Here is a 12,537-nt window from a genome sequence, read left to right on the forward strand (position 1 = left end):
TGAGGAGTGATTTCCTATGTGTACGACTTGCGGTTGCGGTAGCGGGGAGAGAAGTATTGAAGGGGTGGATGATCATCACGACGCTGATCACGAGCATCCACATGACCACCAGCACGATCATCACCATGCACACGATCACAGTCATTCGCATGGCCATAATCACAGCCACGATCATGACCATGATCACGGCCATGAAAACGATCATCACCATTCACATGCTCATGACCATGCCTGCGTTCGCGGCCCACTCAAGAACCTGAAACATTTAAAGAAACTCAAAAGCTTAAAGCTGGATTCGCACGCCATGATCGCGTCTGCGCCCGGAACAACGATTGTGCATCACCATTATCACCACACGGGTGACGTGCATCATCACTACCACACGCTGCCACCGGAAAAAACCACTGAGTCCTCGCCTTTGGCGGAGCGCCAGGTTCCAGAAGTGCAACAAAATGGTCAAAGAAATGGTCAACAGAATAATGGCCAGCAGCAACAGGATTTGCACTACGGAAAAGGTGAAGCGGGCACCCATGCACCGGGTATGAGCCAGCGCCGTATGCTGCAAATTGAAATGGATGTATTGGGCAAGAACAATCATCTGGCGGCGCATAACCGCGAGGATTTCGCGGCGCGCAATATTCTGGCGCTGAATCTGGTTTCCAGTCCGGGCTCGGGCAAAACCACGCTGTTGACGACAACGTTATTGCAGTTGGCCTCGCAAATTCCTTGTGCGGTTATTGAAGGCGATCAGCAAACCACCCACGATGCCGACCGTATTCGTGCGACGGGTGTCCCCGCGATTCAGGTGAATACTGGCAAAGGCTGTCACCTTGATGCGCAGATGATTATGGATGCAACCAAACACTTGCCGCTGCAAAACAACAGCCTGTTGTTTATCGAGAACGTCGGCAATCTGGTCTGCCCGGCAGGATTTGATCTGGGTGAGCGCCATAAGGTGGCGGTGCTGTCGGTGACGGAAGGTGAAGACAAGCCGCTGAAATACCCCCATATGTTTGCCGCCGCGACGCTGATGATCATCAACAAGGTCGATCTGCTGCCGTATCTGGATTTCGATATTGAGAGTTGCATCGCCTTTGCACGTCAGGTCAATCCTGATATTCAGGTGATCAAACTTTCTGCCACAACCGGCGAAGGCATGGCCGACTGGTTCCGTTGGCTGGAGGCTCAACAATGTGCTTAGGTGTTCCTGGCAAAGTCGTGGAAGTTGGCGACGATATTCACCAATTGGCCTGGGTTGATGTGTGCGGCGTAAAACGGGCGATCAATATCGGGCTGGTCTGCGAAGGCGACCCGCACGAGCTTCTGGGACAATGGGTGTTGGTACATGTGGGTTTTGCCATGAGTTTGCTTGATGAACAGGAAGCGCAGGACACGTTGGCGGCGCTACAAAGCATGCAGGCTGTCGGTCTGGATTTGGATCACGAGTCCTCACGGGTTGGAGGATAACGATGCGTTTTGTGGATGAATTTCGCGATCCGGCGCTGGCAAAAAGCTTGTTCGAGCGTATTGCCGAGCTGGTGCCGCAAATCCCAACACACTATCGGCGTCCGCTGCAAATCATGGAAGTGTGCGGCGGGCATACCCATGCCATTTTCAAATTTGGCATCGACCAGTTATTGCCAGACGACATCGAATTCGTTCATGGGCCGGGTTGTCCGGTGTGCGTACTGCCGATGGGGCGGATCGACGCCTGTCTGGAGATTGCGGCGCATCCTGAAGTGATTTTCTGTACGTTCGGCGACGCGATGCGCGTTCCGGGGCGCGGCGGCTCGCTACTTGATGCGAAACGGCAGGGTGCCGATGTGCGGGTGGTCTATTCACCGCTGGATGCGCTGGCGATGGCGGAGCAGAATCCCGATCGCCAGGTGGTCTTTTTCGCGCTGGGGTTTGAAACTACCCAGCCCGCCACCGCGCTGACCTTGCAACAGGCGCGCCTGCGCGGGATCACCAATTTCACGGTTTTCTGCCAACACATCACCATCATCCCGACGTTACGCAGCCTGTTGCAGCAACCCGATGTGCGCATCGATGGTTTTCTGGCACCGGGTCACGTCAGCATGGTGATCGGCACTACGCCGTACCATTTTATCAGTGATGAATTCCATAAACCGCTGGTGGTCACGGGGTTTGAGCCGCTCGATATCCTGCAGGGGATAGTGATGCTGCTTGAACAAATGCGTGACGAACGTTGCCTGGTGGAGAATCAGTACCGGCGCATCGTGCCTGACGTGGGCAATGTGCTGGCGCAACAGGCGATGGACGAGGTATTTTCGATAAAAGCGCTCAGCGAATGGCGTGGGCTTGGCGAAATCGAAAATTCAGGTGTGCAACTTGCAGAGAATTATCGCCAGTTCGATGCCGAAATACGCTTTAACCCTCTGCAACAGAAAGTGGCCGACGATCCGCAATCACGCTGTGGTGATGTTCTGACCGGACGGTGTAAACCTGCCGATTGCCCGCTGTTTGGCAACCGGTGTTCACCGCAAAATGCGTTTGGTGCCCTGATGGTCTCTTCTGAAGGTGCCTGCGCTGCTTATTATCAATATCGTCGTGGGGCAGCATAAATGCGTCAGGGAAATGAACCACAAATCACGCTGGCGCACGGCAGCGGCGGGCAAGCGATGCAGACGCTCATAGAGAGCCTGTTTCTCGATGCCTTTTCCAATCCGGCACTCAACGAACGCGAAGATCAGGCGCGTCTGCCACTCAGCCTGCTGAACGCCTTGGGCGATCGCCTGGCGTTTTCCACCGACAGCTACGTGATCGACCCGATCTTTTTTCCCGGTGGCGACATCGGCAAACTGGCGGTGTGCGGCACGGCCAACGACGTCGCCGTCAGTGGCGCGGTACCGCTTTATCTCTCTTGCGGGTTTATTCTTGAAGAAGGATTCCCGCTGGCTGACCTGCAACGGATTGTCCAATCCATGGCCCAGGCGGCAAGTGACGCCGGGATGCAGATCGTCACCGGGGACACCAAAGTGGTACCCCGTGGCGCAGCGGACAAGATTTTCATCAACACGGCGGGGATTGGTGTCATACCGGCTGACGTGCGTTGGGCGGCAGCCGATCTTCGTCCGGGCGACCGGATTATCGTCAGCGGCACGCTCGGCGATCACGGTGCCACCATCCTCAATCTGCGCGAGAAGCTGGGGCTGGAATCCGAATTGATGAGCGATTGCGCCTCGCTTGCGCCGATGATTGCTCCTTTGCGCGCCATTGCCGGGGTACGCGCCATGCGCGACGCGACGCGCGGCGGCGTGACGGCAATTTTGCACGAATTTTCCCAGGCCAGCGGTTACGGCATGCAGATCCACGAACCGGCGTTGCCGATGAAAACGGCTGTACGCGGGATCTGCGAATTGCTTGGACTGGATGCCCTGAATTTCGCCAATGAAGGCAAATTGGTGATCGTTGTTGCCCCCGAGGCAGAAGCCGAGGTGCTGGCGGCGCTGCATGCCCATCCATTGGGGCATGACGCGATAGCCATCGGTGAAGTGATCGAGGCCAGACAGGTCAGGTTATGTGGCATGTTTGGCGTGTCGAGACGATTGGAACTTCCGCATTTTGAGCCTCTACCCAGGATTTGCTAGCCTCCGCGCAAACAGTAAATGAATACCCATACAGCAGGATGAACGAGTGAATCCTAACGGTTTACAATTACGCATCAAAGGGAAAGTGCAGGGCGTGGGGTTCCGACCCTTCGTCTGGCAATTAGCCCACCGTCTCGGTCTGCTGGGGGATGTCAGTAATGATGGTGCGGGTGTCGACATTCATTTGTGGCAAACGCCGGATGTGGCGATTTTCCTTGAGCAATTGCACGCCGATTGTCCACCGCTGGCGCAGATCGACAGTGTGGAGACGTCACCGTTCAATTGGCCGGAACCGCCACAGGATTTCACTATTGTTCACAGCGGTCATGGGCAGATGGATACGCAGGTGGTGCCGGATGCCGCTACGTGCGATGCCTGTCTGCGAGAACTGAACGCTGCCGATAACCGCCGCTATCACTATCCGTTCATCAACTGCACCCACTGCGGTCCGCGTTTCAGCGTCATTCACTCCATGCCTTACGATCGCCCCTATACCTCAATGCGCGATTTCCCGCTTTGCCCGCAATGCCTGGCGGAGTATCAGGATCCCGGCGATCGTCGTTTCCATGCCCAACCCAATGCCTGTGCCGATTGTGGGCCGCACGTTTGGCTATGTGACAGACATGGCGACGAGCTGGCGAGTGGGGAAGCCGCCATGCAACAGACTGAACGGGCGCTTTTGGCGGGTGAGATTGTTGCCATTAAAGGTATCGGCGGCTTTCATCTGGCCTGTGATGCCACCAATCTGACCGCCGTGCAACGTCTGCGTCAGCGCAAGCATCGCCGCGATAAACCGTTGGCGGTTATGGTTCCTGACGTCGAATGGCTGCAACGCTGCGTGTCCAAACCGAACCTGTCGGCGCTGATTTCGCTGCTGAAAAGCCCGGCAGCACCGATTGTTCTGGTACCGCTGCGTGAATCCTCGCCGTTGTGTTCGGCCATTGCGCCGGGACTGAGCGAAATTGGCGTCATGCTGCCCGCCAATCCGTTGCAACACCTGCTTATGCAGCGCGTTGCGCGTCCTCTGGTGATGACCTCTGGCAACGCCAGCGGCAAACCACCCGCATTAAGCAATGCGCAGGCGTTGGATCAGTTACAGCCGATCGCCGATCTCTGGCTGATGCATAACCGTGACATTGTTCAGCGCGCGGATGATTCACTGGTGCGGTTCACCCCGCAAGGCGCGGAGATGCTCCGTCGCGCCCGTGGCTATGTTCCTGATGCCTTGGGATTGCCGCCGGGATTTGCGCAGCAACCTTCGATTCTGGCATTGGGTGCCGATCTGAAGAATACGTTTTGTCTATTGCGCGATAACCACGCTGTTCTTAGTCAGCATCTCGGTGATTTGGACGATCTGGATATCCAGCGGCAGCAGGCGCAATTGCTGGCGCTGTTCCGCTCACTGTACGACTTCACTCCCCAGCAACTGGTGGTGGATGCGCATCCAGGGTATGTCAGCCATCAGATGGGCCATGCGCTCGCGGCGCAGTGGGCAATTCCCTGCGTGGCGGTTTTTCATCACCACGCGCACATTGTTTCCTGTCTGGCCGAACGGCAGTGGCCGCGCAATGCGGGACCGGTGATTGGGCTGGCGCTGGACGGTCTGGGATATGGCAGCGATGGCCGCCTGTGGGGCGGAGAATGCCTGCTGGTGGATTACGCCCGTTGCCAGCATCTGGGTGGATTGCCTGCGGTGGCACTCCCCGGCGGCGATCTGGCATCACAACAGCCCTGGCGCAATCTGCTCGCCCATCTGCTGCGTTTCGTCCCTGACTGGGCCTCGTTGCCTGAGGCGCACGCGATTCCCCGCCCGCAAGCCGAGGTGCTGGCGCGCGCCATAAGCCGGGGAATCAACGCCCCGCTGGCGTCGTCTGCCGGGCGGTTATTTGATGCGGTCGCGGCGGCGTTGAATATTTCCCCTGATCATGTGGGATGGGAGGGGGGCGCAGCCTGTCAGTTGGAGGCGTTGGCGCAGCAAAGTCGGCCACATACGCCACCCGTGACGATGCCACTGCTCGGGGATGAACTTGATCTTGCGACTTTTTGGCGAGAATGGCTGGGTTATCGTGCAGAACCCGCCGAACGTGCATACGCCTTTCATTATGCGTTGGCGCAAGGTTTTACCGTATTGGCCCGGCGGGCGGCACAACAGTTTGGCGTCAACACCATCGTGTTGTCCGGCGGGGTAATGCATAACGTGTTATTGCGCCAATTACTGACAGAACAATTGCAGGGATTACAGGTTTTGCAGCATGTGAATTTACCCGCTGGAGACGGCGGTATTGCGTTGGGTCAGGCGCTGATTGCCGCCGCCAATTTGACGAACCGGGAAAACCAGAATGTATAAAAAAAATGCTTTCAGCCTTCGTCGACGCAGTTTGATCAAAGGCGCTGTCGCCACCGGCATAATGGCGGGATTTGCTCAACCGTTTTCGTGGGTTTATGCCCGTAAAAAGACGCCACGTCCCGCGAAAGAGTCCCTGATGATCTCCGTGGGTGCCGAGCCGGAAGCCGGTTTCGACCCTTGCACTGGCTGGGGATTTAACGGCTATCGCCTGTTCCAATCGGCCTTGCTGGATTTTGATGCCAACATCAACCTGATCACCGATCTGGCGACGGGGTATCAGGTCGCTGATAGCGGGCTGACGTACACCTACACATTACGCCGGGATGTGCTGTTTTCTGACGGCACGCCATTAACCGCCGCTGATGTGGTGTTCACCTACCAGACCGCAAAAAACAGCGGATCGGTGGTCGACCTGACCATGCTGCGCAGCGTGGAAGCGCTGGATAGCCACACGGTGGTGTTTACCCTGAATAAGCCGTGGTCGACCTTTGTGACGCTGACCGCACAGCTCGGTATCGTGCCAGCCAAACGCTATCATGCGGGCCGTTACCGCGAGGAACCTGTAGGCAGCGGACCTTTCCAACTGGTGCAGTGGGATAAAGGCCAGCAGATTATCATTGAGCCCAATCCGCACTATTATGGCGTCCCTTCGCCCTTCAAAAAAATCACCCTGCTGTTTCTTGATGAAGAGACGGCGCTGGCCAATGCCAAATCCGGGCAACTGGACGTGGTGATGGTCAATCCGGAATACGCCAAAGAGTCCGTGGCAGGCATGCAATTACTGACCGTGCGTACCGTGGATAATCGCGGTTTTAACCTGCCCGTTATCCCGCGCGGCAGCGATAAGAGCGGTAAGCCCATCGGCAATGATGTGTTGTGCGATCACGCTATCCGCAAGGCAATGAATATCGGTATCGATCGCCAGTGGATTATCAACAATGCGCTGAATGGCATCGGCACCCCGGCGTTTTCCCGGGTGGATCAATTGCCCTGGTCGAATGCGGCGACACACTTCAAGGATAATCGCATCCACGAGGCCAACGCGTTGCTCGACGCGGCGGGCTGGCAACGTGGCAGCGATGGCGTCAGGGTGAAGAATGGCCTGCGCGCCGAAATCACCTTCAACGCCCGTACCGACGATTTACAGCGCTACAACCTGGCGCTGGCACTGGCGGAGAACGTGCGTGAACTCGGTATTCTGCTGCATGCGCAGGCGCGGCCATGGAGCGAATGCAAAGAGAAAGCCGCCTACGAACCCTGCTGTTGGGGATTCGGCGACTACAATCCGCAGGATCTGTACAGTGGTTATCACAGTCAGGGCAGCTATAATTTTTCTCACTACGCCAATCCGGTGGTGGATGCGTGGATCGATAAAGCGCTGGCATCGACCAATCATGCGAAGGCCATAGAAGAGTGGCAGCGCTGCCAATGGGATGGCAAAACCGGCCCGGATGGTGAGCAGGGCGATATGCCTTTCCTTTGGCTGGTAAATATCGATCACACCTATTTTGTTGCTGAGGGACTGAAACTTGGCAACCAACGGTTGCATCCACACGGACACGGTTGGCCGGTGGTGGGCAACTTGCAGTATTGGACATGGGACGCTTGATGATTTTGCCTCTATCTGGCCGGATTCGCCCCAAGGGTCGGCTGGGGTTCATCGTGCAAAGCCTGCTGCGCATGGTCAGCTTGCTGCTGGCCGTCACCTTGATTACGTTTACCCTGATCAGCTATTCACCTTTCGATCCGGTCACGGCGTATGTCGGGGCCGATGCCACAGTGAGTGAAGCGCAGAAAGAAAATATCGCGGAACATTGGGGGTTCAACGATCCCGGCCCGGTGCGATACCTGAAGTGGATGGGGAATTTGCTGCAAGGAGAGATGGGCACCTCAGTCATATTCCACAAACCGGTCAGTGAAGTGTTGGCTGAACGGTTTTCTGCGTCGATGATGCTGATGGGAACGGCATGGGTTTTATCTGGCGTGCTGGGATTTACCCTTGGCGTGGTCTCGGGTTTTTATCGCCAGCGCTGGCCGGATCGCCTGATTAACGCCATCGCGTTGGCACTGGCGAGCGCACCGATCTTCTGGCTGGCGCTATTGGCCCTGATGATTTTTTCGGTCAGCCTGCAATGGTTTCCCATGGGGATGGCGGTTCCCGCCGGTAAATTGGCGTCCGAGGTGACATGGGGTGATCGGTTATACCATTTAGTGTTACCGGCGCTGGTACTGAGCGTGGGGGGCATCGCCAACATTACGCTGCATACGCGGGAAAAAATGATCTCGGCGCTGAACAGTGATTACATGCTATTTGCCTGGGCGCGGGGGGAATCGCGGTGGCGGTCAGTCATGCGCCACGGGCTGAGAAATATCGCGCTACCGGCGATCACGTTACAGTTTGCCTCTTTTTCGGAGCTGTTCGGCGGCAGTATTCTGGCTGAGCAGGTATTTTCTTATCCTGGGCTGGGCAGTGCCGCCACGCTGGCAGGTTTGAAAGGCGATATTCCTCTGCTGCTGGGCGTGACGTTGTTCAGCGCACTGTTTGTATTTACCGGCAATCTGCTGGCCAACGTGATTTACGGGCTGGTGGATCCACGAATTTCTCAGGGGAGGCGCGATGTCACTCATTAGCCTGCCCGGTATCGCCAAAGTCCGGCGTGACATGTTGCGGATAAATCTGCGCACGCGCACGCTGGGATTGATCGCCTTAACGTTACTGGTATTGGCGACGGTGGTGATCGTCGGCGGTTTGATGAATGCAGATGACTATGCGCCGAACTATGCCGCCAAGAAGTTATGGCCCTCACTTTCCCATCTGTTTGGCACCGATTTTATGGGGCGTGATATGTTTGCCCGCACCCTGAAAGGGTTGTCAGTGAGTATGCAGATCGGTTTTGCGGCGTCGCTGGTCAGCGCGACCATTGCGATCACCCTGGGAATTCTGGCGGCGACGCTGGGTCGCGGCGTTGACCGCTTGGTCAATTGGCTGGTCGATCTCTCCATGGGGATCCCGCACCTGCTGCAACTGATCCTGATCTCCTTCATGCTTGGCGGGGGAATAAAAGGGGTCGCCATCGCCGTCGCGGTCACCCACTGGCCCCCGCTGACCCGCATTATCCGCGCAGAGGTCATGCAGATCCTTTCTGCTCCCTACGTCCACATCTCGCGTGGGCTGGGGCGTGGCCGCTTTTGGGTGGCGAGGAAACACATATTCCCTCAGATACTTCCGCAATGCATCGTCGGTCTGATTCTGATGTTCCCCCATGCCATCCTGCATGAAGCGGCGATTACGTTTGTCGGATTTGGTGTGCCGCTGGATATGCCCGCCGTTGGCTCAATCCTCGCGGAATCCATGAAGCATCTTGCAACCGGCATGTGGTGGCTGGCGCTGTTTCCTGGGCTGGCGCTGCTGATGGTTGTCCTGCTGTTTAATGCCCTCGGCAGCAATGTCCGCCTGCTGACCGATCCGCGCAGCGCGCATAGGTGATGCTGATGAAAACACGTTCCCAGAATCACGATGTGCCGCTGTTATCCATTGAGCACCTGTCGATTGATTTCCTACAGTACGAAAAAGGGTTGCAACAACGCACGACCCGGGTGATCGACGATCTCAGTCTGACGGTGAAAGCAGGGGAAATGCTGGCTATTGTTGGCTCCAGCGGTTCCGGTAAAAGCCTTCTCGCCCATGCCGTGCTGGGGTTGTTACCGCATAATGCGACGGTGAGTGGTGCGCTGCACTATCAGGGTGAGCCTCTGTCATCGTCGACGTTACGGGCGTTACGCGGTGAAAAAATAGCGCTGGTACCGCAGTCGGTGCAATACCTCGATCCGATGATGAAAGTAGGCAAACAGGTGCGCGGTATTCGCGGCAGTGAGGCGGCGCAACAGGCAGTGTTCGAACAGTACGGACTCGGGCCGGATGTCGCTAACCTGTATCCTTTTGCCCTGTCGGGTGGCATGGCGCGCCGCGTGCTGTTTGCCACTGCGTTGATTGAGAATGCCGAACTGGTGATTGCCGATGAGCCTACGCCCGGTCTGAGCCATGAAATGGCGCTGGAGGTGATGCAGAATTTTCGTCGCTTGGCTGACGAAGGGCGCGGAGTGATCCTCATTACCCATGATCTGGATTTGGCGATGCAGGTCGCTGATAACATTGCTGTATTTTATGCGGGCACTATTCTGGAACTGGCACCGCGCCAGGATTTCGAGGCGGGAGCAGAGGCGTTGCGCCACCCATACAGCAAGGCAATGATCGCGGCGTTACCGCAGAATGGTTTTATGCCGTTGCCGGGCGTACAGCCTTGTGCCGGACAACACCCGCAAGGGTGTCTCTTTGCTCCACGCTGTTCCCAACGCTCGACACAGTGCCACTATGCGTCGGTTTCTTTGCGTCCGCTGCGTCAGGGGCTGGTGAGGTGTTTACATGCAACTTGAGGCACGCGGGCTGGGTTTTGGTTACGAACATCGCGCATCCGTGATCGATGATTTTGATCTCAGTATCCGTTGCGGGGAGCGCGTGGCGTTGGTCGGTGCATCTGGCTGCGGCAAGTCGACACTGTGTAAAATGCTGGCCGGTATGCTGACGCCGCATCGCGGGGAGATTCTGTGGAATGGCACGCCGTTGCCGACCCAGGGTTACCGCCCGGTTCAATTGATCTATCAGCATCCTGAACAGGCAGTGAACCCGCGTTGGCGCTTGCGCGATACCCTAAATGAGGGCTGGGAATGCGACGAGCAGACGTTGCTGTCGTTGGGGATTGAACCCGCCTGGCTGGATCGCTGGCCGAACGAGCTTTCTGCGGGTGAATTGCAGCGCATTTGCATCGCCCGCGCCCTGAGTCCGCAAACGCGGATTCTGATAGCCGATGAGATTTCAACCATGCTGGATGTGATCACTCAGGCGCAGCTGTGGCGGTGGATCATGACGGTCGCCGAGCAAAGAGGGATGGGGGTGTTGGTCGTAACACACAATAGGGCGCTGAGTGAGCGTTTATGCGAACGCGTTATCTCTCTTTAACCGCGCATTAAAGGATAACGCATGGACGTTAAATAGCAAAACAAGACTATTCGTAAATGCCAGCAGAGTGTAGTTGCATAAAAATTTGATGGCGATCGTTATTTTTTTACAGAATTTTCCGAGAAAAAAATTTATATCCCCTTCTTAAACGCATAATAAATTCCTTTCATGTGTGATTGCTCACAAATTCGTCATGGGAATTTTTGATTCCCTTTTCAAATGGTATTCCTCTGAATGTACTATCCGTAAAAGCAGTGGGGTAAGTTTGATTTCTTCAATAAATAAATGGCAATGAAATCGTTGTCGTGTTTTTTAAGGAGATCACTCTTTTCTGTCTCATGATATATTTTTGACGATTTTATCTTTCGTCGGGGATTATATTGAAAAAAATAAAGTAAAGCAGTGATCGAAAGAATCGTGTGTATAAAAACACCTCTACAAAAAGAGGTGCGGGAATGTTTACCTCAAAGGAATAGTCCATGAAAAAGATATTATTACCGGTTCTCGTCCCTTCATTAATTATGACGGGCTTTGCTGAGGCAGCGACGGTATATAGCAATAAAGAAGGTACCAAGCTGGATCTTTATGGCCGCGTGGAAGCAAAAATAGGCAATGAATGGACCACCGAGCATAACAGTGCAGCGAATCTTACCGGGCGTTTAGGCGTCGACGCACAGCAAAAAATAGATGATACATTTACCGTGCTGGGTAAGATGGAATGGCAGGTGAATACGCAAAAAAATGATACTGAATCCTCTGATGATACCTGGAAAATTCGCTACGCCTATGCCGGTGTCGAGGCGAATAAATACGGTAAAGCCATGATCGGGAGAACGCGTAACCCCATGTATCAATGGATGAGTATCACCGATCGCTACATGAATTTTACTTCCAACGTCTACTCCAACTGGGTTGGGACCCGTATCGATTCCTCCTACCAGTGGAACCGTCAGGATGGCACCATCCAGTATGAATATCTGGGGCACAACGTGGACTTGCGCGCGGCCTACCTGATGGGTAATGGCGCGGGTGACAGTACCGTTGATAACGGCTATATGGGAAGCCTTGGTTACACCATTAAAACCACACTTTTTGATAAGGCATTGACGATTAAACCGGTTATTGCCTGGCAGAAGTTAACCAAAGATCCTAAAAACACCACCTTGTCGGGTAATTATACCGATTATATCCAGGAAGGTGTCGGTGTTCGTGTTAGCTATGATAAAGCCTATTTAGGGGTGAACGTAGGTAAGCAGAAATATGAACGGTTGAATGCGTCCGATCGAAAATATGATGCATTGGATACGTTGGCAGAATATTGGTTCACCAAACAAGTCGCCTTGCGCGGTGGTTATTCACAACTGATCGAGAAAGAAAACGACGACTACGCCCACCGGAAACAATGGTTGATAGAAGCAGAGTATAAGTTGAAGAAGGATATTCATCTGTCAACGACCTATATCCGCGATGAGCGTGACGATTATGAGTCCCCAGAGAATTTATGGGTTCTCGGCGTGCGTTACGATTTCTAACTGTCCATTATGAATAGCAGCCCATCATGG

The 12,537-nt window shown here is 55.1% G+C and carries 11 protein-coding genes; all 11 read left to right on the top strand.

What is annotated here, in order from left to right; all coding sequences use genetic code 11:
• Positions 1–16: 16 nt before the first annotated feature.
• A complete protein-coding gene (gene hypB, locus DRI82_RS13380; RefSeq protein WP_114194417.1) occupies positions 17–1,201 on the top strand; it encodes a hydrogenase nickel incorporation protein HypB in 1,185 nt (394 codons plus the stop codon).
• A complete protein-coding gene (gene hybG / locus DRI82_RS13385) occupies positions 1,192–1,467 on the top strand; it encodes a hydrogenase maturation factor HybG (RefSeq protein WP_114194418.1) in 276 nt (91 codons plus the stop codon). Before hypB ends, hybG begins: the two co-directional genes overlap by 10 nt.
• Positions 1,468–1,469: 2 nt before the next feature.
• Complete coding sequence (gene hypD / locus DRI82_RS13390) at positions 1,470–2,585, top strand: hydrogenase formation protein HypD (RefSeq protein WP_114194419.1); 1,116 nt, start codon at positions 1,470–1,472, stop codon at positions 2,583–2,585.
• Complete coding sequence (gene hypE, locus DRI82_RS13395) at positions 2,586–3,611, top strand: hydrogenase expression/formation protein HypE (RefSeq protein WP_114194420.1); 1,026 nt, start codon at positions 2,586–2,588, stop codon at positions 3,609–3,611.
• A 46-nt stretch (positions 3,612–3,657) separates the two neighbouring features.
• Positions 3,658–5,958, top strand: a complete 2,301-nt coding sequence (gene hypF, locus DRI82_RS13400; RefSeq protein WP_114194421.1) for a carbamoyltransferase HypF — start codon at positions 3,658–3,660, stop codon at positions 5,956–5,958.
• The gene (locus tag DRI82_RS13405) at positions 5,951–7,567 is read left to right on the top strand and encodes an ABC transporter substrate-binding protein (protein WP_211317658.1); all 1,617 of its coding nucleotides are present in this window, start codon (positions 5,951–5,953) and stop codon (positions 7,565–7,567) included. The genes hypF and DRI82_RS13405 overlap by 8 nt, the downstream gene beginning before the upstream one ends.
• Positions 7,567–8,589, top strand: coding sequence for an ABC transporter permease (locus DRI82_RS13410; RefSeq protein ID WP_211317659.1), 1,023 nt, complete (start codon positions 7,567–7,569; stop codon positions 8,587–8,589). Before DRI82_RS13405 ends, DRI82_RS13410 begins: the two co-directional genes overlap by 1 nt.
• Positions 8,576–9,445, top strand: a complete 870-nt coding sequence (locus DRI82_RS13415) for an ABC transporter permease (RefSeq protein WP_211317660.1) — start codon at positions 8,576–8,578, stop codon at positions 9,443–9,445. The genes DRI82_RS13410 and DRI82_RS13415 overlap by 14 nt, the downstream gene beginning before the upstream one ends.
• 5 nt (positions 9,446–9,450) lie before the next feature.
• The gene (locus tag DRI82_RS13420; protein WP_114194457.1) at positions 9,451–10,392 is read left to right on the top strand and encodes an oligopeptide/dipeptide ABC transporter ATP-binding protein; all 942 of its coding nucleotides are present in this window, start codon (positions 9,451–9,453) and stop codon (positions 10,390–10,392) included.
• A complete protein-coding gene (locus DRI82_RS13425) occupies positions 10,382–10,975 on the top strand; it encodes an ABC transporter ATP-binding protein (protein WP_114194422.1) in 594 nt (197 codons plus the stop codon). The genes DRI82_RS13420 and DRI82_RS13425 overlap by 11 nt, the downstream gene beginning before the upstream one ends.
• A 479-nt stretch (positions 10,976–11,454) precedes the next feature.
• Positions 11,455–12,507 (top strand): porin, encoded by a 1,053-nt coding sequence (locus DRI82_RS13430; RefSeq protein ID WP_114194423.1) that lies wholly within the window; start codon positions 11,455–11,457, stop codon positions 12,505–12,507.
• Positions 12,508–12,537: the final 30 nt, after the last annotated feature.

It is taken from the genome of Edaphovirga cremea, assembly GCF_003332275.1.
GTDB lineage: Bacteria > Pseudomonadota > Gammaproteobacteria > Enterobacterales > Enterobacteriaceae > Edaphovirga > Edaphovirga cremea.

Coding starts and splice junctions, on each gene's coding strand:
- hypB (WP_114194417.1), top strand. CDS start 17: ATGTGTACGACTTGCGGTTGCGGTAGCGGGGAGAGAAGTATTGAAGGG.
- hybG (WP_114194418.1), top strand. CDS start 1,192: ATGTGCTTAGGTGTTCCTGGCAAAGTCGTGGAAGTTGGCGACGATATT.
- hypD (WP_114194419.1), top strand. CDS start 1,470: ATGCGTTTTGTGGATGAATTTCGCGATCCGGCGCTGGCAAAAAGCTTG.
- hypE (WP_114194420.1), top strand. CDS start 2,586: ATGCGTCAGGGAAATGAACCACAAATCACGCTGGCGCACGGCAGCGGC.
- DRI82_RS13405 (WP_211317658.1), top strand. CDS start 5,951: ATGTATAAAAAAAATGCTTTCAGCCTTCGTCGACGCAGTTTGATCAAA.
- DRI82_RS13410 (WP_211317659.1), top strand. CDS start 7,567: ATGATTTTGCCTCTATCTGGCCGGATTCGCCCCAAGGGTCGGCTGGGG.
- DRI82_RS13415 (WP_211317660.1), top strand. CDS start 8,576: ATGTCACTCATTAGCCTGCCCGGTATCGCCAAAGTCCGGCGTGACATG.
- DRI82_RS13420 (WP_114194457.1), top strand. CDS start 9,451: ATGAAAACACGTTCCCAGAATCACGATGTGCCGCTGTTATCCATTGAG.
- DRI82_RS13425 (WP_114194422.1), top strand. CDS start 10,382: ATGCAACTTGAGGCACGCGGGCTGGGTTTTGGTTACGAACATCGCGCA.
- DRI82_RS13430 (WP_114194423.1), top strand. CDS start 11,455: ATGAAAAAGATATTATTACCGGTTCTCGTCCCTTCATTAATTATGACG.